The organism is Mesonia ostreae (assembly GCF_031845265.1).
In the GTDB taxonomy this organism is placed as follows: domain Bacteria; phylum Bacteroidota; class Bacteroidia; order Flavobacteriales; family Flavobacteriaceae; genus Mesonia; species Mesonia ostreae.
This window is the reverse complement of sequence record NZ_JAVRBG010000015.1, coordinates 1-19,969: the sequence shown is the minus strand read 5'-3', so window position 1 is coordinate 19,969 and position 19,969 is coordinate 1. Positions and strand designations below refer to the sequence as shown.

Annotated in this window: 19 protein-coding genes; 11 read left to right on the top strand and 8 right to left on the bottom strand. The window is 35.0% G+C overall.

What is annotated here, in order from left to right; all coding sequences use genetic code 11:
* Positions 1-348: 348 nt before the first annotated feature.
* Genes ligA through RLT85_RS13065 form a run of 4 tightly spaced genes read right to left on the bottom strand, consistent with a single transcriptional unit; the run spans position 349 to position 4,366 of the window.
* The gene (ligA, locus tag RLT85_RS13080) at positions 349-2,343 is read right to left on the bottom strand and encodes an NAD-dependent DNA ligase LigA (protein ID WP_311402495.1); all 1,995 of its coding nucleotides are present in this window, start codon (positions 2,341-2,343) and stop codon (positions 349-351) included.
* A gap of 48 nt (positions 2,344-2,391) precedes the next feature.
* Positions 2,392-3,012: an LOG family protein gene (locus RLT85_RS13075; RefSeq protein ID WP_311402494.1), complete on the bottom strand. Its 621-nt coding sequence runs from the start codon at positions 3,010-3,012 to the stop codon at positions 2,392-2,394.
* Between the two features lie 21 nt (positions 3,013-3,033).
* The gene (prmC, locus tag RLT85_RS13070; RefSeq protein ID WP_311402493.1) at positions 3,034-3,882 is read right to left on the bottom strand and encodes a peptide chain release factor N(5)-glutamine methyltransferase; all 849 of its coding nucleotides are present in this window, start codon (positions 3,880-3,882) and stop codon (positions 3,034-3,036) included.
* 1 nt (position 3,883) lies between these two features.
* On the bottom strand, positions 3,884-4,366 hold the full coding sequence (locus RLT85_RS13065) for a GNAT family N-acetyltransferase (protein WP_311402491.1): 483 nt from the start codon (positions 4,364-4,366) through the stop codon (positions 3,884-3,886).
* A gap of 28 nt (positions 4,367-4,394) precedes the next feature.
* Between RLT85_RS13065 and ribD the strand changes: the two genes are divergently transcribed.
* The 4 genes from ribD to RLT85_RS13045 are packed head-to-tail and all read left to right on the top strand — an operon-like array spanning position 4,395 to position 7,576.
* Positions 4,395-5,432 (top strand): bifunctional diaminohydroxyphosphoribosylaminopyrimidine deaminase/5-amino-6-(5-phosphoribosylamino)uracil reductase RibD, encoded by a 1,038-nt coding sequence (gene ribD / locus RLT85_RS13060; protein ID WP_311402490.1) that lies wholly within the window; start codon positions 4,395-4,397, stop codon positions 5,430-5,432.
* Positions 5,419-6,099, top strand: coding sequence for an HAD family hydrolase (locus tag RLT85_RS13055; RefSeq protein ID WP_311402489.1), 681 nt, complete (start codon positions 5,419-5,421; stop codon positions 6,097-6,099). The genes ribD and RLT85_RS13055 overlap by 14 nt, the downstream gene beginning before the upstream one ends.
* On the top strand, positions 6,096-6,965 hold the full coding sequence (locus RLT85_RS13050) for an EamA/RhaT family transporter (RefSeq protein ID WP_311402488.1): 870 nt from the start codon (positions 6,096-6,098) through the stop codon (positions 6,963-6,965). The genes RLT85_RS13055 and RLT85_RS13050 overlap by 4 nt, the downstream gene beginning before the upstream one ends.
* Positions 6,962-7,576, top strand: a complete 615-nt coding sequence (locus tag RLT85_RS13045) for an IMPACT family protein (protein ID WP_311402555.1) — start codon at positions 6,962-6,964, stop codon at positions 7,574-7,576. Before RLT85_RS13050 ends, RLT85_RS13045 begins: the two co-directional genes overlap by 4 nt.
* Before the next feature lie 3 nt (positions 7,577-7,579).
* On the opposite strand, the gene RLT85_RS13040 is transcribed toward RLT85_RS13045, so the two are convergent.
* The gene (locus RLT85_RS13040; RefSeq protein WP_311402487.1) at positions 7,580-7,978 is read right to left on the bottom strand and encodes an acyl-CoA thioesterase; all 399 of its coding nucleotides are present in this window, start codon (positions 7,976-7,978) and stop codon (positions 7,580-7,582) included.
* Positions 7,979-8,190: 212 nt separating this feature from the next.
* Between RLT85_RS13040 and dnaA the strand changes: the two genes are divergently transcribed.
* The 3 genes from dnaA to RLT85_RS13025 all read left to right on the top strand — a co-directional run bounded on the left by dnaA (position 8,191) and on the right by RLT85_RS13025 (position 10,901).
* Positions 8,191-9,618 (top strand): chromosomal replication initiator protein DnaA, encoded by a 1,428-nt coding sequence (dnaA, locus tag RLT85_RS13035; RefSeq protein ID WP_311402486.1) that lies wholly within the window; start codon positions 8,191-8,193, stop codon positions 9,616-9,618.
* 1 nt (position 9,619) lies between these two features.
* Complete coding sequence (locus tag RLT85_RS13030; protein WP_311402485.1) at positions 9,620-10,075, top strand: low molecular weight protein-tyrosine-phosphatase; 456 nt, start codon at positions 9,620-9,622, stop codon at positions 10,073-10,075.
* Positions 10,076-10,178: 103 nt separating this feature from the next.
* Positions 10,179-10,901 (top strand): SAM-dependent methyltransferase, encoded by a 723-nt coding sequence (locus RLT85_RS13025; RefSeq protein WP_311402484.1) that lies wholly within the window; start codon positions 10,179-10,181, stop codon positions 10,899-10,901.
* A gap of 1 nt (position 10,902) precedes the next feature.
* Here RLT85_RS13025 and RLT85_RS13020 read toward each other — a convergent pair whose 3' ends face one another.
* A complete protein-coding gene (locus RLT85_RS13020; protein WP_311402483.1) occupies positions 10,903-11,574 on the bottom strand; it encodes a peptidoglycan-binding protein LysM in 672 nt (223 codons plus the stop codon).
* Positions 11,575-11,920: 346 nt separating this feature from the next.
* Between RLT85_RS13020 and RLT85_RS13015 the strand changes: the two genes are divergently transcribed.
* From RLT85_RS13015 to RLT85_RS13000, 4 genes are read left to right on the top strand one after another with little or no spacing between them, the layout of a single operon-like run.
* Positions 11,921-14,281, top strand: coding sequence for a TonB-dependent receptor (locus RLT85_RS13015; RefSeq protein ID WP_311402482.1), 2,361 nt, complete (start codon positions 11,921-11,923; stop codon positions 14,279-14,281).
* A gap of 3 nt (positions 14,282-14,284) precedes the next feature.
* The gene (locus RLT85_RS13010) at positions 14,285-15,082 is read left to right on the top strand and encodes a DUF4249 family protein (RefSeq protein ID WP_311402481.1); all 798 of its coding nucleotides are present in this window, start codon (positions 14,285-14,287) and stop codon (positions 15,080-15,082) included.
* Position 15,083: 1 nt separating this feature from the next.
* The gene (murQ, locus tag RLT85_RS13005) at positions 15,084-15,911 is read left to right on the top strand and encodes an N-acetylmuramic acid 6-phosphate etherase (protein ID WP_311402480.1); all 828 of its coding nucleotides are present in this window, start codon (positions 15,084-15,086) and stop codon (positions 15,909-15,911) included.
* Entirely contained in the window at positions 15,898-16,122 is a 225-nt protein-coding gene (locus RLT85_RS13000) for a DUF6095 family protein (protein ID WP_311402479.1), read from the top strand. The genes murQ and RLT85_RS13000 overlap by 14 nt, the downstream gene beginning before the upstream one ends.
* A 71-nt stretch (positions 16,123-16,193) precedes the next feature.
* On the opposite strand, the gene RLT85_RS12995 is transcribed toward RLT85_RS13000, so the two are convergent.
* A complete protein-coding gene (locus RLT85_RS12995; RefSeq protein WP_311402477.1) occupies positions 16,194-17,480 on the bottom strand; it encodes a DUF6252 domain-containing protein in 1,287 nt (428 codons plus the stop codon).
* A 50-nt stretch (positions 17,481-17,530) separates the two neighbouring features.
* On the bottom strand, positions 17,531-18,859 hold the full coding sequence (locus RLT85_RS12990; protein WP_311402476.1) for an MFS transporter: 1,329 nt from the start codon (positions 18,857-18,859) through the stop codon (positions 17,531-17,533).
* Positions 18,860-19,969 lie beyond the last annotated feature (1,110 nt).

The window sequence follows — 19,969 nt, the reverse complement described above, 5'->3', positions numbered from 1 at the left end:
CTTCCCCTATTGCTTTGCAATGCCATACTTTGTTTTACCTTCAAAATGAATTCTTTCTGGCTGGCACTTTGAACACGCTCTTTCTTTAGAGAAGGGAAGGAACCTTTAAAATTAATAAAGCTCCTGTTTAAAAAAGATAGAAACTAATGGCAAATCAGTATTCACCACTAATCAAAAGCTCCCCCTGCTTTCTTAAAGAAGAGAAAATTTACGCTTGCGGAAGAAAAGAAATCGGATGATAAATTAAGAAATAAAATTAATGGAAATCTTTCTTGAAACCTAAATTAAAAGCTCCCCTTCTTTCATAAAGTAGAGGAGATTTCCGCTTGCGGAAATGGGGTGGTTATACTACACCATATCCAAAAACCCATCCTCAGAAATAATCTTCGTTCCCACTTTTTCCGCTTTAGCGAGCTTACTCGGGCCCATATTTTCTCCAGCCACCAAATAATTGGTTTTTGCTGAAATAGAACCCGTTACTTTTCCACCGTTATCTTCAATCAGTTTTTTGAGTTCTTTACGAGAAACTTTTTCAAACACACCTGAAATCACAAAGGTGTTTCCTTGTAATTTATCCGTTAAACCTTCCAACTCCTCTTCAGAAATTGCTAATTGAAGTCCGTAGCTTTTAAGTCGGTTGAGGGTATTTGTATTCTCTTCCACTTCAAAAAAGTGAACCACACTTTCTGCAATTTTCTCTCCTATTTCTTCTACATTCACTAGCGTTTCCTGCGAAGCTTCCGCCAAGGCATCTATACTTTTAAAATGCTTAGCCAATTTTTTAGCCACCGTTTCGCCTACATATCTAATTCCTAGAGCAAAAAGAACCCGTTCAAACGGAATATTTTTGGAAGCCTCTATTCCGTTAATCAAATTATCTGCCGACTTCTCTGCCATCCGCTCTAGCGGAAGCACTTCTTCTTTCTTTAACTCGTATAAATCTGCATAGTTTTCAATGAGTCCTTCTTTTACTAATAAAGCAACCGTTTCTCCGCCAAGGCCCTCAATATCCATCGCTTTACGCGAAATAAAATGCTGAATTCTACCTACAATCTGCGTGGGACAACCCGTTGCGTTAGGGCAATAGTGCTGAGCTTCACCTTCTTCACGAACCAATTCAGTATCACATTCTGGACAATTGGTAGCGTATTTTGTAGCCTCTGAAGCTGGATCACGCATTGTAAAATCTACACCTACAATCTTGGGAATAATCTCGCCACCTTTTTCTACATATACCGTATCACCAACCCGAATATCTAATTTTTCAATTTGATCGGCGTTATGTAAGGAAGCTCGCTTTACGGTAGTTCCCGCCAATTGGACGGGCTTTAAATTCGCTACCGGCGTAATGGCACCTGTTCTTCCTACTTGGTAGGTAATGCTTTCTAAAAGCGTTTCTTCTTGTTCTGCTTTAAATTTATACGCCATCGCCCATCGTGGTGCTTTAGCTGTAAATCCTAATTCTTCTTGTTGACGTAGGTTATTTACTTTAATTACCACACCATCGGTTTCAAAAGGTAAATCGTGCCTGTTAGCATCCCAATAATTTAAAAAAGCTTCTACTTCTTCCATTTTCGAAGCCAATTGCGCTTCTTTTGGCACCTTAAATCCCCATTCTCTTGCTTTTTGTAAACCTTCAAACTGCGTTTTAAAAGGTAAATTCTCTCCTACCACACTATATAACAAACACTCCAAGGGTCGCTTGGCGGTCTCGCTGCTGTCTTGCAACTTTAAACTTCCCGAAGCCGTATTACGCGGATTCGCATAAGGCTCTTCCCCATTTTCTACCCGTTCTGCATTTAATTGCGCAAAACCTTCGTAAGGCAAGACTACTTCTCCTCTAATTTCAAATTTTTGAGGATAATCGCCATGGAGTTGTAAAGGAACAGATTTTATGGTTTTTATATTATGGGTCACTTCATCACCTTGCGTACCATCGCCACGAGTTACGGCTCTTAATAGTTTTCCGTCTTCATAGGTTAAACTTATAGAAGCACCATCATATTTTAATTCGCAGGTATATTCTACTTTGCCGTCGCTCAACTTTTCGATGCGTTTTTCCCAGTCTTCTAAATCCTCTTTAGAATAAGAGTTGGCCAACGAATACATTCTATTTTCATGAACTACCGTAGGAAAATTCTTGGTAACTGTTCCTCCAACGCGTTGGGTGGGAGAATTCTCATTTCTGAATTCCGGGTGAGCAGCTTCCAGTTCTTGCAATTTCTCTAGCATTTGATCAAACTCATAATCTCGAATTTCTGGTTTGTCTAGCGCATAATAATTGTAATTATGCTGGTGCAATGCTAATCTTAGTTCATTTATTTGCTGTTCTGGCGTTTTCATATTAAGGAAATTAAATGCTAGTAAGAAATGAGTTATAGAAGTTAATTTTTAAGTTTGATCTTTGTTATTAAGCCATTTTGCTTCGTGAGTAGATTCATATTTTTCCATTTTGTCCAAGAGCATTTCCACCGCATCTGAAACCACTATCAAATCTAAATTTTCTTTTTTCAATAAACCCTTAGTGACCATGCCATTGAACATCATCAATAAATCGTTGTAATAACCTTCGGTATTTAGGATGCCAATGGGTTTTTTATGCAGACCCAGTTGTCCCCAAGTAACAATTTCAAAAAACTCTTCTAAGGTTCCAAAACCGCCTGGAAGCATGATAAAACCATCACTCATTTCGTGCATTTTTAGCTTACGCTCGTGCATATCTTGCGTTGTAATCAACTCGGTTAAATCGCGATGTACAATCTCCTTGGTTTTTAAAAAATCAGGAATTACGCCGTATACGAGTCCGTCATTGTCCAAAGCACCATTCGCTACCTGCCCCATTAAACCTAGCTTGCTTCCGCCAAAGACCACATCAATATTTTTATTGGCGATAGCACGTCCCATTTCATAAGCCTGACTGTAAATGTATTCATCATTACTACTTCCGCTCCCGCAGAAAACAGCGATACTTTTTATATGATTTTGTGGCTTAGAATTTTCTGTTTTACTCATACTTAACTTAACTTGATAGGATTATAAACTAGCTTTTATCATTCTTGGTTTCTCAAAAATATCATTTTTTATTTCGATATATAAAAAACCTATTTCTTTTAATAATTCTTGGGTTTCTTGGGCGAGGTATTCGTTGATTTCTAAATATAAAACTCCTTTCTCTTCCAAAGCTTCAAAAGCCAATTCGGCTATTTTTTTATAAAAAATTAACGGATTTTCATCGGAAACAAATAATGCCAACTCGGGCTCGTACTTCAAAACATTTTCTTGCATCATCTTTTTTTCCAGTTCGCGTACATAGGGCGGATTAGAAACAATCACCTCAAATGTAGTGTCTAATTTTTCGGTTTCTAAAATATCTTGCTGAAAGAATTCAACGTTTACCTCATTGTTTTTTGCGTTTTCTTTAGCGGTTTGTAACGCTTCCGCGGAAATGTCTATAGCACTAATTTTTGCTTTCGGAAGTGCTTTTGCTAAGCTGATAGAAATGCATCCACTCCCGGTTCCTATATCTAAAATCCTAAAAATTTCTTTTTTATTATTTAAATCTTCTACCATCCAAGCTACGAGTTCTTCGGTTTCTGGACGGGGAATTAACACGGAAGGATTTACTTGAAATACACCTCCATAAAACTCGGTATCTCCCACAATATACTGAATGGGTTCAAAGTTTTTTAACTTAAGTATCGCTTTTTTAAAATTTTCTACGTGTTGAATGTCCACTTTCTTTTGGGGATTTAACGCCATTTCTAAACGAGAAATATTCAATTCACTTTGGGTAAGCCAAAAGAAGAAACTTTCTATTTCTGTCGCAGGATACTGCTCATTTAATTCCGTAAAGAAATGTAATTTCAATTCTTGTAAGGTCATGCTATAATTCTTTTAACATCCAAGTGGTACAACTAAAATGTCCTGTATTTCCTAAGCGTTTGTCTACATACTTAAAACCCGATTTTTGATAGAGTTTTTGCGCCGCAAGCATTGAAGGCAAAGTTTCTAGATAGCACTTTTTATACTTGGCAGCTTGAGCAAAACTTAAACATTTCTTCATCATTTGCATGCCTAAACCTTTTCCTCGTACTTCGTGTAAAAAATACATCTTTTGCAATTCGCAAATTGCACTACTTCCTTCCAATGAAGCGATTCCTGCAGCGCCATAAATTTTATCCCCATCAGTCAACACAAAATACGCCGAAGCTTCATCTTGATAGGTTTCATATAAAGAATCTAGGTTTTTGTCTTCGTAAGCGGTACCTGTTTTGGGGGCATTATTTTCGATGAGCACCGCCCTAATCATCTCTGCCACAAAAGGATTGTCTGCTTTTTGAATAGGTCTTATCTTTAGGTGTTCCATTCTTGATTTTTCATGCTATTTTTGAAGTGTGAAAATACACGAAAAATATATAAATCGCTGCATTCAATTGGCTAAAAATGGACTAGGAAGCACCTATCCAAATCCTATGGTGGGCAGCGTAATCGTTTATGATAATAAGATTATTGGTGAAGGTTGGCATCAAAAGGCAGGAGAAGCCCACGCCGAAGTAAATGCAATTCATCAAGTAAAAGAAAATTCACTTTTTAAGCATGCAACGATTTATGTAAGTTTAGAACCTTGCAGTCACTTTGGGAAAACTCCGCCTTGCAGTGACCTCATTATTGCTATGGGTATCAAAAAAGTGGTAATTGGCACCATAGACCCTTTTGCAAAAGTTGCAGGGAGAGGAATCCAAAAGCTGATTGCAGCAGGTTGTGATGTGGTTGTTGGCGTTCTAGAAAAAGAATGTCAAGAACTTAACAAACGTTTTTTTACTTTTCATCAAAAAAAACGTCCTTATCTTATTTTAAAATGGGCGCAGACCCAAAACGGTTTTATAGCTCCTTCTTTACAGCAAGAGCGAGAACCGGTTTGGATTAGCAATCGCTATAATAAACTATTGGTACATAAATGGCGCAGCGAGGAGCAAGCCATTTTGGTAGGCACGCAAACCGCTATAAAAGACAATCCCAAACTTGACACCCGGTTATGGATGGGAAAATCGCCTTTACGTTTAGTTATTGATAAAAACCTACGCATTCCAAAAGAAAGCTACTTATACAATCAAAAAGTGAAAACTATTTTTTTTACGGAAAAAGAAATGGGAAATTTAGAAAATGTCGAATTTAAGAAGCTAGATTTTAGTCAAGATATTATTTCGCAGTTATGTGATTATTTATACGATTTAGGCATACAAAGTCTTATTATTGAAGGCGGAGGAAAAACTCTGGAGCAGTTCATCGCTCTTGAGTATTGGGATGAAGCTCGCATTACTCAAAATGAATCCGAATGGAAAGACGGGATTTTAGCTCCGTTAATAGAAGGTGAAATCACCAAAGAAATAAAACTTCAAGATAATTTAGTCCGTTATTATGAACCCAAATAAAGAAACGCATTCAGATTTAGGAACTTCTTCAAAAGCCTTAAAAACTCCTTCCGCTAAGAAAATAAAGATGCTACTTTTTGATTTTGGCGATGTGTTTATCAACTTAGATAAATCGGCTACAGCAAAGAAATTAGCAGAGTTTGGGTTAGAGGATTTTGATACCGAAATGATTTTGCATAACCAAAGCTACGAAGTGGGGAATATAAATTCTAGATCGTTTATTACCTATTATGAAAAAAAACTGAATAACGCTTCCGCGAAAGCGTTAACAGCAGCGTGGAATGCTATTTTGTTGGACTTCCCTAAGCATCGGCTATCATTTTTAAAGGAATTGAAGGAAAAAGGCGATTTTCAACTCATTTTATTGAGTAATACTAACGACTTACATATTTCTTGGATCAAGCAAAATATTGATTTCTATGAGGAATTTAAAAGCTTTTTTGATGCTTTTTACCTCTCGCACGAAATAAATTTGCGTAAACCCAATGCGAACATCTATGAATTTGTCATAAAAAAACACCGTCTAAAACCCGAAGAAGTTTTATTTATAGACGACACTCAAGAAAATACAGATGCGGCAAAAAATTTGGGTATAAAGGTTTGGAACATCAATCCAGCCAACGAAGACATTACCAATTTGTTCACCACTAATCAGCAGTTGTTTTGATTTATCTTTTACTAAGTATTCTATCTTCGAGTCTTATTTATGTGGTTTTTAAACTACTGGATAAGTTCAATATTAAAATTTCTTATGCCATCGTCGTTAATTATTTAACTGCCGTTGTAGCAGGTTATTTGGGTCATTCTAAAAGTTTTGAGTTAGAAACAATCACCACAGCGAGTTGGTTTTGGGGAGCTATGATTTTGGGAATCTTGTTTATAACCGTGTTTAATTTGATGGCGTTAACGACGAAGATTAACGGACTTTCAGCTGTATCTGTCGCCAGTAAGATGAGTTTGTCTATTCCCATTCTTTTTGTCATTTTTTATTACAACGAGCCGGCAAGCGCATTAAAAATTATAGCGATTGTATTGGCGTTGGTAGCGGTTTATTTAGCGTCTATAAAAGATAGAAAAGGCATGGTGGCTAAGAAAGGTTCTATCATTTTTCCTGTCTTGGTATTTTTTGGCAGCGGAATTATAGAAACAGGAATCAAGTTTTTAGAACACAATTATGTAGCTAAAGATGATGTGGCGCTTTTCTCTATGACCTTGTTTATTTTTGCTTCAAACGTTGGGATTCTAATAAGCCTTTATTTATTGCTTGTAAAAAAAATAAAATTCACGTATAAAGAGCTCCTTGGCGGAATTGCTTTAGGAATCCCTAATTATTATTCGGTCTATTTCTTTATTCAAGCTTTGCGGGGAAATATGGATAGCGCCACGGTTTTTTTAATCAATAATGTTGCTATTGTCATGCTTTCTACCCTCTTGGGAATTGCCTTATTTAAAGAAAAAATACTAAGAAAAAACTGGATTGGTATTGCGTTGGCGGTGGTTAGTATTATTTTAGTGGCTTTAACAACACGATAGATTTGGAAAGAGACGTTTACAAAACCATTCATCAACCAGGAGAAGAAGTTTTATTTAAAGATAAAGGAAGTAAATTCTTTGGCTACGCTTTTCATGTTAAAACGGAAGACGAAGTAAAAGCTCATATAGAAGATTTAAAGACGAAACACCACCAAGCAAGGCATTGGTGTTACGCATGGCAATTGGGAAAGAATTATGAACATTATAGAGCCAATGATGATGGCGAACCTTCTAACTCAGCCGGAATGCCTATTTACGGTCAGCTACAATCTTTTGAAGTTACCAATATTCTTATCGTTGTTGTGCGTTATTTTGGAGGAACCAAACTGGGCGTAGGCGGATTGATAAACGCATACAAAACTACAGCACAAATGGCATTGGAAGCTTCAAAAATACGAACCAAAACCATAAACGTAGAATACGAACTCACTTTTGATTATCCCAATATGAATAAAGTGATGCGAGTGATTAAAGAAAAGAATTTGCATGTAAAGAATCAGGTGTTAGAACTCGATTGTAAAATTTACCTTCTAATTAGAGAAAAGGAAGCCGAATCTATTTTTGAAAAATTTGACAGTATCTACGGAATAAAAATTAAAGAAGTCGAATAATTTTTAAGCGTTCAACTTTTTCAAAATATACGCTGGACATTTTACAGGTTTTCTAGAATTGATATCTACAAACACCAAAATCGTATGTGCAGTTGTTAACAATTCTTGATGCTGATTGTAAATCTCATAGTTAAATTCTATCTTAAAGCTGGGCTGCCTCACCAAGGTAGTTTTTACCCTTAAAATATCATCAAATTTTGCTGGTCTTTTAAATTTAAAATTCATTTCATAAACGGGAAGCATTACTCCGCTCTCTTCTATTGATTTATAAGAAGTTCCAAACTGCTCTAACCATTCACACCTTGCTAACTCTAGGTATAGCGCGTAATTACCGTGATGAACTACGCCCATTTGATCGGTTTCTGCATAGCGTACTCGTATATTTGTAGAATGGGTTTTCATGTTAATTTTCGAATTAAGTGGATTAGTTTTTGTATGTTTAAAAAGAAATTAAGTATGAGAATAAAATACCGAAAATTCAAGTGTAATTTTGTTTTTTATTAGCTTTTTTGTTCACATATTTGTTGCTCCAAAATGAGAGCCTTTAAAACTTATTAAAGAAGCATTCATTTTCATTATTTTAGATTATTAATTTATAAAAACATATTTTTAACATGGGTGAAACTGCGCAATCAGTTTGGGTAAAATGTCTGTCATTTATTCAAGATAATATTACTCCTCAAGCTTACAAAACGTGGTTTGAACCTATCAAGGCAGTTAAGCTTACCGATAACGCATTGAGTATCCAAGTTCCTTCTAAGTTTTTTTATGAATGGTTAGAAGAGCATTACGTTAAACTACTAAAAGTTTCTCTTACTAGAGAGCTTGGCGATAACGCCAAATTGGTTTATGTTATTCGAATGGAAAATACCTACGGTAACAAACAACCTTTTACAGAAAAGATACCAAGTTCGCAGCGAACAAGAATTTCTACACAGGACATTGATGGTCCCATAAAAAATAAAAGTCCAGAATTAAAAAATCCATTTATAATTCCGGGAATTCGAAATGTAAAAATTGATTCTCAACTCAACCCCAATTACAGCTTCGATAATTTTTTAGAAGGCGATTCTAACCGATTGGCAAGAAATGCGGGAATGGCAGTGTCAAATAAGCCAGGAGGAACGTCTTTTAACCCGTTATTGGTGTTTGGTGGCGTTGGCTTAGGGAAAACGCATCTAGCCCACGCAATTGGTGTAGAAGTAAAAGATAAGTATCCAGAGAAAACTGTTTTATATATTTCTGCGGAAAAATTTACCCAACAATATATAGAATCCGTTAAGAAAAATAATAGGAATGATTTTATTCATTTTTATCAAATTATAGATGTTCTAATTGTAGATGACATTCAATTATTATCTGGTAAAGCGGGAACTCAAGATGTATTTTTCCATATTTTTAACCACTTGCATCAAAATGGAAAGCAAGTCATTTTAACCAGTGATAAGGCTCCCGTAGACATGCAAGATATTGAACAACGCTTATTATCTCGATTTAAATGGGGACTCTCGGCAGAATTACAACATCCAGATTTTGAAACTCGCGTTTCTATTATAAAAAACAAATTGTATCGCGATGGCGTTGAAATGCCAGAAGATATCGTTGAGTTTTTAGCCAATAATATAAAAACGAATATTAGAGAGCTGGAAGGTGCTATTATCTCTTTAATCGCTCATTCTTCTTTTAATAAAAAAGATATAACCATTGAGCTAGCCAAGAAAATTGTTCAAAACTATGTTAAACATACCAAGAAGGAAGTATCTATTGATTACATACAAAAAGTTGTGAGTAATTATTTTCAAATGGATGTAGAAACACTTCAGTCCAAAACTAGAAAAAGACATATTGTACAAGCAAGACAATTAGCGATGTTTTTTGCTAAAAAACTAACCAAAGCATCTTTAGCAAGTATTGGTACCCAAATAGGAAAAAGAGATCACGCTACCGTTTTACACGCATGTAAAACAGTGAATAATCTTTCTACTACTGACAAACAGTTTAAAAAATTTGTAGAAGATTTAGATAAAAAACTTACACTTTAAGATGAAAACTAATGTACTCATGGTTTGTTTGGGTAATATTTGCAGGTCTCCTCTTGCAGAGGGTTTATTGGCCAATAAGGTAAATTCTGAAAAGATTAATGTAGATTCTGCAGGAACTTCAGATTACCACATAAATCATAGTCCTGATAAACGTTCAATTGCCGTAGCTAAAGACCATAAATTGGATATTTCACACCAAAAAGGACGTCAGTTTGTTGTGGAAGATTTTGATCGTTTTGATTACATTTATGTGATGGACAATTCTAATTACGAGAATGTTGTTAAATTAGCTCGAACAGAAGAAGACCAGCGAAAAGTAGAGCTTATTCTCAATAAAATATTCCCAAAAGAAAATGTAGATGTACCAGATCCTTATTATGGAGGAGATCAAGGTTTTAAAAACGTCTACGATATGCTAGATGAAGCCACTACCATTATTGCCAAAGAAATAAGCTAATAGTTTTGTTTCTGAAGGGGTGAATGTATTTTAAGTTTTCTTATGTTAGAAAACATTTTTTCTGAAGCTTCAGCCGTTATATAAATCCATTTATTACTTTTAAATGAAGAATCAAACTAATACAGGAAAACTATACTTATTACCTGCTCCATTAGGTGAGGATGCGCATTCAGAAACCATGCCAATTTCAGTAAAAAATAAAATTGAAGAGCTAAATTATTACATCGCCGAAAATGAAAAGACGGCGCGGCGTTACATCAAAAAAATTGCTTCAGAAAAGCCACAACCAGAACTCAAATTTTGGATTTTGAATAAACACACCGAGACTAGCGAAATTCCTTCATTTTTAGAAGCTTGTCTTAACGGAAATGATATGGGATTATTGAGCGAGGCAGGGTGCCCAGGTATTGCAGATCCTGGTGCTGATGTAGTGAGAATTGCGCATGAAAAAGGAATACAAGTAGTTCCGTTAGTAGGTCCGTCTTCTATTTTACTTACCATGATGAGTAGCGGTATGAATGGACAAAATTTTGCCTTTCACGGCTATTTACCCATAGATAAGCACGAAAAGAAACAAGAAATTAAACGCTTGGAAAGAATTTCATTAGAGCAAAATCAGGCGCAGATTTTTATTGAAACTCCCTATAGAAACGAGAAATTTTTTGAAGATTTAAAACAAAATCTACATTCTTCTACCTTACTTTGCATTGGTTGTGATGTAACGTTAACCACAGAATATATTAAAACACAAACAATTTCCCAATGGAAAAAAACAAAGCCGGATTTACATAAAAAACCGGCTATATTCATTTTTCAGAGGGAGTAATTTAAAGCACTCCTTCGTATAATTTTCTTTTTACTATAGCTTTTGCTTTCCTGTTGGCAGATACAAAAGAAGTATCGTAGCCTTTAAATTTGTGCAGATAATATTTTATGCTAGTTCCAAAGGCGTCTGAAAATCCTTGTACGCCACCACTTCTTAAATATTTTTTAACGCTTCCGGGCCCTGCTAAATGTGCTGCCGCCAAAATACCAGATTCTGTGATTTCAACACCGTTCATCTTCTTTCCTACAGACCTTGCGATATCTTTACGTAAAATCCATTTGTTTCTGGAAGCATTGGCATAAAATGCAGCTTCTTGAAGTTCTGGATTATTTAAAAACGCATCCGCGTCATAAATACCGATAAGATGCAATGTTCCTATGCCAAACTGGTATTTACCTAAATAACCAAATTGATTGATTATCTTATAATCTCCTCTAGATTCTTTAAAGGCAACTGCTTCTTTAAAACCTAGGTAACCCTTTTTAAGAACAGGATAGAAAATAGATTCATCTACCTCGTTCAAAATTTCATTATTCTTTTTTACCGTGTAAGATTCTGGTAAATTCGTAGTGCTTACACTTGCAGTAATAGCTTCTTCTTTGTTCGAGAAACTTAAAAAAACCAATGCACCTATTGCAGGTAGCACTGAAAATTTTGCGATTCTTTTCTTCAAATCAACTTATTTCTAAAGGACTTTTATAAGTCTTGCGACAGCCTTTAATTTTGCGGTGCAAATGTACGATTAGTTCTTTACACTAAACATGTCTTATGTTAAAATTTTCAGAACGCCTAAAACGTTAATAAGCAGGTATTTGCTAGGAATTTAAAGCAATAAAACTACTAAACATCACTATCTACCCAATAAGTGGATAGAGCAATTCCTCTAGCAAAGAATTTACGGATAAAAATTTTATTATTCATTTTCAATTTTTAGATAAGCATTTACCTATAGTTTTAGCCCTAGTTTATACCTTAATAGACTCATCAAATTAGTCTATATTTGCTAAAATTTCTAAAAGATGTGCAAACACTTTTTACTTTTCTTCAGCTTAATTTTTTTTCAGGTTGGCTTTTCTCAAAACTATAGAGTCTCTGGAGTTGTTAAAAGCACAACAGACAATTTTCCTGTTCTAGGAGCCAATGTAACCATTAAAAGTACTTCTAAAGGGGATGTAACCAATCTTGATGGAGAGTTTTCTATTCGTTTAAAAGAAGGAGAATATACACTCTTGGTAAGTTATTTAGGTTTTAAAGAGTACACGCAAAAAATATACTTAAACAAAGATCTTTCTATCAACATTTTTTTAGAATCAGAATCGCAGAGCTTAGAAGAAGTGATTATTACAAAGACCAATGATCGCCTAAAGCTAAAAAAGCCCCAAATGAGTGTGAATAAAATCACGACCAAGGACATTGCAAACATTCCTTCTGTTTTAGGAGAACCCGATATCATAAAAGCCATCACTCTTTTACCAGGAGTTACCAATAGCAGCGAAGGTGCGGGAGGTTTTCATGTAAGGGGCGGTGCTGCAGATCAAAACTTGGTCTTGTTAGATGGCACAAGCATTTATAACGATTCCCACCTCTTCGGGATTTTCTCCATTATGCATCCAGGGGCGGTAAAAGACCTTACCCTGTATAAAGGCGGAATTCCCTCCAAATATGGCGGCCGGGTTTCTTCGGTTCTAGAAATTAATCAAAGAAAAGGTAATTTTGATCAATTAAATATTGATGGTAGTATTGGCCTAGTAAGTAGCAAGTTACTTTTTGAAGGTCCTATCAAAAAAGACAAAACCTCTTTTTTGGTCGCAGGAAGAAGTTCTTATGCGCATCTTTTCTTAAAATTAATTGACAATCCAAATTCTGCTTATTTTTACGACATCAATACCAAGCTGAGCCATATTTTTGATGAGAATAATGAGTTAGAATTTTCAGGATATTTTGGTAGGGATGTCTTTAATATCGACGATAGTTTTAAAAACACATATGGTAGTTCGGTTGCTAAAATAGATTGGACACACCGCTTTAACAGTACCACCAATTCTAAACTTTCTTTAGGTTTGTCTGATTATTATTTTGGACTCACCCTAGATTTTATAGGCTTTAACTACGACAGTGGGATTAGGGATTACTCTTTAAGATACCAGTTAAACAGCAAAGTTTCTGATAAAATTGATCTAGAATATGGCTTACAAAGCAATTATTACACTTTTAATCCAGGGTATATAGAACCTTCCAATGAAAATTCGGGAATTATAACGAAGCAGTTTACTAAAAAATATGCTTGGCAAAATGCTTTTTACGCTTCCGCGGAACAAAAAATCTCCGAGAAATTAACTGTAAATTACGGATTAAGACTTAATCTTTTTAGTCGTTTGGGGCAAGATGAAGTGAATCTTTATGAAAACGGAAGTCCACTCGTATTTAATGAAAACCTTCAGATTTACGAAAAAGCTCCTATTATAGGAACAGAAATTCAGTCTAAAAGTGAGATTACCAAAACTTTTGTAAATGTAGAACCTAGACTTTCTATAGCATATCAACTTAACGAAAAGAGTTCCTTAAAGGCTAGTTATCAATTCATCAATCAGCATTTACATTTAATTTCTAATACAGATGCTCCCACCCCACTTGATATTTGGGCACCCAGTGGAAAATACATCCAGCCTCAAAAATCGCATCAATATGCGCTAGGTTATTTTAGAAAATTTGAATTGTTTGACTTAGAAACAGAGATTTTTTATAAAAGCATAGACAATAGACTCGATTATATAGACGGCGCCGATTTAATTGCAAATGATGCCATTGAGCAGGTTCTCCTTAGCGGAAGAGCTCGCGCCTATGGTTTTGAAATCTTGCTAAAAAAGAATATAGGAAAGTTTACGGGCTGGCTAGCCTACACCTTTTCTAAATCTGAACAACAGACTCCTGGAAGAACTCCTAAAGAGATAGGCATTAATAATGGAAACTGGTACAGAACAGGTTGGGACAAACCTCACGACATCTCCATTACAGGAAGTTATCAATGGAACGCCAAATGGAAATCGAATGCCAATTTTGTATTTCAAACGGGAAGGCCAAGTACGTTTCCCTATGCCAAATATTACTTTGAAGGACAAACCGTCCCAGATTATGGACCTCGAAACGCTAATCGATTACCCGCATACCACAGGTTAGATTTTTCTGCCATTTACACGCCCAAACCCGAAAAAACTAAGGGTTGGCAAGGGGAATGGGTATTTAGTATTTACAACGTGTATAATAGAAGAAATGCCGCTTCCATTAATTTTGGAAGAAACGAAGATAACGGAAATATAGAAGCAGTAAGATTGTCTATCTTTGGGATTGTACCATCTGCTGCGTATCGTTTTAAATTTTAGAAAATGAAAAAATTATTCTTTTTACTGATTATTTTTCCAGTTTTTTTAACAAGCTGTCAAGATGTTATTGAGGTAGATCTAGAGGAGAAAGAACCCAAATTGGTTGTAGAAGCCATAGGTATTCAACAAGAAAATAACAATGAAGGTTTAATGAAAGTTTTGCTTACCACCACCACTCCATTTTTTGAAACTAGTTTTTCTTATGTAGATAATGCGCAGGTAAGTGTTATCGTAAATGAACAAGAATTTGTATTAAGCAATGAATTTTCTACAGAATATGTAGATACTATTCCTATGCTAGAAAACTCGACCTACAAATTGAGGATTGTTTATGAGCAAGAGGTTTATGAAGGAGAAACACAGCTTTATGCTACGGTTCCTTTTGATTATGTAGAGCAGAGTACTAATAGTTTTTCTGAAGATTTTACTGCCATTAATGCTTATTTCACAGATCCGCCAGAATTAGGAAACAATTATTATTTTTATTTTAAAGCCTTCGGCTATGATGCTGTTATTGATAGCAGCGACGATAAGTTGATTAATGGAAACCAAGTTTCTACATTTTATTCGGAAGAACTAGAGAGCGGAGATGTTATTAATATAAAAATACAAGGAATAAGTGCGAGGTTTAATACCTACCTGTCAACTTTAATACAACAAGCCAACGATTCTGGAAGTCCGTTTTCTACGGCATCTGCTTCCATTAGAGGGAATATCGTAAATACCACCACTCCCAATAAATTTCCTTTAGGATATTTTAGAATTTCTCAAGAATTTCAAACTACATATACGGTAGAATAGCATGAAAGATTTTATAAAAACTACAGAACTACCTGGTAATCATCAAGATTTAGAAAAAATGTCGGTGCAGAAATTGCTATCTACTATTAATCAAGAAGACCAGAGCGTTCCTTTAGCGGTAGAAAAATCACTTCCGCAGATAGAAAAATTAACGCAGCAAATAATTGCTAAATTAAAAGATGGAGGAAGGCTGTTTTATATAGGTGCAGGAACCAGCGGAAGATTGGGAATTTTGGATGCTAGCGAGTGTCCGCCTACTTTTGGAGTCTCTAAAGAATTGGTCATTGGTATTATTGCTGGCGGCGAAAAAGCAATAAGAGACGCAGTAGAAAATGCGGAAGACAGCAAAGAACAGGCCGTTTTAGATCTTAAAAAACATCAAATTTCAAGTAAAGATGTGCTTATTGGGATTGCTGCATCTGGTACTACCCCTTATGTGATTGGAGCGGTTGAATGGTGTAACGAACAAAAAATTATTACGGGTTGCATTACGTGTAATGCAGAAAGTCCTTTATCTTTGGTGGCTCAATTCCCTATTGAGGTAGTTGTAGGTCCTGAATTTGTTACGGGAAGCTCTCGTATGAAAGCAGGAACAGCACAAAAGCTGGTATTGAATATGATTTCTACCAGTACGATGATTCAGTTGGGTCGTGTAAAAGGCAACCGAATGGTAGATATGCAACTTAGCAATGAAAAATTGGTGCAACGAGGAATTAAAATGATTGTGGAAGCTACAAAAGTAACTCCTAAACTTGCTAGTGAGCAATTAGATTTCCACGGAAGTGTACGAGTAGCGATTGAAAATATAAAGACAAATGAAAAGAACTAACAAAGAGGTATTGTTTAAGGGAGTAAAATTCATGGCAGGCGCTTTGCCGCTCATGTTTATAGGTCCGTCCATACTTTATAGCGCATTCAACAACAGAGAGCATCCCTTATATTTCGCTGTTTTAATCTTGGGGATTTTATCTTGTGGAGGTGCCATGTTTCTAATCTTTAAAGGAATCAATACAATTATGAAAGCGATATTTGACTCTTAAGGTTAAACGAATATTAATAAAAAAGCTCCCAACTAGGGAGCTTTTTTTATTAATATGCTTTTAAAATCTCATTAATTATTATCAAAAACAAATACGCCTGTTTCCACTACGATTTCGTTGCCAGCATTATCAACAGCAGTAAAATTAAAAGTACCTTCTAAGATACCTCCAGCAACAGAAGTGATTTTTATCTCTCCTGAATTCGCTACAGAACCATAGGAAACTCCATCTATAGTTACCGTCGCTGAATACTCATTTAAGCTATCGGTGATGGCGTATGTACCTACTTCAACTGTATTTGGCAAAGTAAGCTGTATGTCTGTATCCAAATCATTGTCAAAAACAATGGCAAAACTTGAGCTTCCTACTACGGTTGCAGATGCAAATACATTGGCATCAAAAGCTTCTCCGTTTATAGTAGCCGTAGCCATATTTGGGGATTCTTCTGTAGAGAATTGAACATCTTCAAATACTCCGTTTGTCATTACAATATCTGCAGCTTCGCCTAAAGCTTCTTCTAAAGTTCCTGAGAAAGTACCCGCAACCACATTATTATTCATATCTAAAGATGAAATAGTCAACGTACCCGAAACAGAGGAGTATACTACACTTTCTTCATTCGTACTATCTACATCATATAAAATAAATCCTTCCGCTCCAGCGCCACTTCCTAGGGTAAAGGTACCAACACTAGGATCAAAAATTTGAATTACAAACTGCTCATTTCCAACAAGCACTTGCATTGCAAGGCCATCTTCATTTAAAACCGCTTGCACTTCATCTTTCGCAAACAAATCTCCATCTAATTCTACTTCAAAAAGTGTATTAAGATTTGTAGAAGGTGGTGTCTCATCTGAGCTAAGAGCAATATTAGTAAAGCTACCATTGGTCAAAACTTTGGTCTCTACCAAATCTTCACCGTTCTCGTCTTCTACAGTATGGATCACAGAATATTTAAATGTTCCTGATGCCACTCCCGTCTGCAGGTCGTAATCTGTTATTACCACTTCTGCACTCGTATCTTCATCATCAATTACATAAGGAGTTTCTCCCATTACTGCATAGCCTCCTGCAGCTAAACCTGAGCCAAAAGTATAGGTTCCTGTTCCACTTCCCATAAGGGTAATCATTACCGAAGTCCCGCTGTTTTTTATTCCTGAAATAGCAGTAACACCATTTTGAACGTTCATTTGAGATTGATCTGCAGTAAAAGTTACACCATCAATATCTACTTGAAAATTAGATTCTAAATTGCTACTTGGGTTGTAAGACTCAAACTCGCCTTCTAAAGGTTCATTTTCACAACTTGCAAAACTAATGACGGTTAAGATTAAAAAGAGACGTTTAATTAGGTTCATATTTTTCATTATAAAAGAATTTATTTGGGTCTGACAAACTTAACTAAAAATTATTTAATTTTAACACTTTGTTTAGGTACTCGTAAAAGAAATATTACTCCTAGTATAAAAAATACAATGAAAAAGAGAATTGTGGTACGAATACTGCCTGTTATCTGAGCAATAAAACCGTAAGAAAGCATCCCAATCACAATTCCTATTTTTTCTGAAACATCGTAGAAACTAAAATAAGAAGCGGTATCTATAGCATTCTCTGGCAGCATTTTAGAATATGTAGATCTAGATAAAGATTGAATGCCTCCCATTACCAAACCAACAAACGCGGCAGTAATATAAAACTGAAATGGAGTATCTATAAAATACGCAAACGAGCAAATGCCAATCCAAATGAGATTTAAGCCTATAAGCACTTTGATATTTCCTAACTTTGCTGAAAGCATAGATGTAAGAGTTGCTCCCAAAACAGCTACCAATTGAATTAATAAAATACTAATGATAAGACCTGTTGTTGGGTCTTGATTACCCCAATTGAGTTCTTCTATTCCAAAATAAGTAGCGATTAACATGATGGTTTGCACCGCCATACTATACATAAAGAATGCATACAGATATCGCTTTAACTGAATGTTTTCTTTTATCTTATTCCAGATTTGTTTCAGTTCTTTAAAACCGTTAAAAACTAGATTTCTTGTTAATTTTTGCTTTTTATTTCCATGCGGAAGATAATAATAGGTATACTGACTAAATCCAATCCACCAAAAACCAGTAAGTACAAAAGAAAGTCTTGTAGGCAAACTTTCATCTTCAAAACCGAAGGTATCGTACATAAGAATCATCGCTAAACAAATAAGCAACAAAATCACGCTACCTATATATCCTAACGAATATCCCTTGGCACTAATTTCATCTTGCTGATTAGGAAAAGCAATATCTGGTAGATAAGAATTGTAAAAGACGATACTCCCCCAAAAACCTATAAGTGCTAAGTAATAGCACAATAGTCCAAACCATAAGTGTTCTAGGTTGAACCAAAATAAACCAATACAAGAAGCAGCTCCCATATAACAGAAAAACTTCATAAAGCTTTTCTTGTTTCCTACATAATCTGCTATTCCGCTCAAAAACGGACTCAAAATAGAGACGCTTAAAAAAGCCAAAGCGGTGACATAGCTTATTAAAGTATCGTTATTCCATTCAAAGCCTAAGAAGTTTACACGATCACTTAATACATGACCTTCATCATCTTTTAAAATAGTAAGCGCTCCATAAAATATAGGGAATATTGCTGAAGAAATCACCAAATTATATACTGAATTGGCCCAATCATAAAAAGCCCAGGCATTCAATAATTTTTTACTTCCTTTTGGTAATAACTGCATTAAATTAAAATTTTCTTCAAAAATAGAAAAACCTTTCTAATTGAATAGAAAAGTTTTTGGCTCTAGTTTAAATTAGTGTTTATAATCAAATTCTAATAGTTGTGCTAGACTTGCTTGAACCTTATGTCAGTCATTAGATCTTCAGTTGTATTTCGTGGGAAATTCTGAGTAAAGTGCTTGCTATCTTTGTGCTGTTTATTGATTGATACCAACTAGTTATTAAGCAATTTTTTGTACTGAGGGTGTGTTTTACAAGGCCTATCTCTTTCCTGCAAGTCATCCAAATCTTTCGTATTTTGAACATTGATTAGTCGACAAAGTCAAAAATTAAAATTTAATTCTACATAACTCTGTACATGAATCTACAAAACAATAGCTATTTTAGACGAGAACCAGGTATTTTTTATAACTTTAATCTGTAACTTAAACACCAAAGAAGTTTTTGTTTTTAACAAATACTCAGGAAAAATTGTTTTATCATTAATATCTATTCATCAGTTTTTTTGAAATATTGTAAATTTTAAATAAGAAAAAAGAACTTCTTTATGATACCGATATTGTTATTGATTTCTTGTAGGAAATAGAAAGGTGCTGATTAGCAATAAGGTACTAATTATGACTCTAAGCAAACAATGAATAGTATAATTATAAAAATGAGATAGCTAGATACTTATATTATTGGTGATGCTACTGAAAAATATAGTGATATGGTATGAGTTGCCAATTATGAAGGCGATGTAAGCGTGTTTTCTAACGCATTAAATGAATATGAAAGAAGAAGTAACGATAACTTAAGTACATCATTTAATGAGGATTTTTTAAGCGTATTGTTTTTATTGGAACGAATTAATTCAGGTAATTCTATACGTACCGGTTTAATTGCTGGAGAAGATAAAATTGATGGTCTTACTATGATTTAAACTGCTGCGCTTTTAATAGGTTACACTTTTGGTTCACGGATTGACTTTGCAGTAGCAGTATTCGTAGTAAAATCAGTATTTTATTCATTATGGCATCCTAGTTATTTTTAAAATTTGCTAGATTCAAGTAATAAACGCAACTTTTGAGTTAAACAAAAGTTTTTCCATCATTTCTAATGGTGTATCAAAA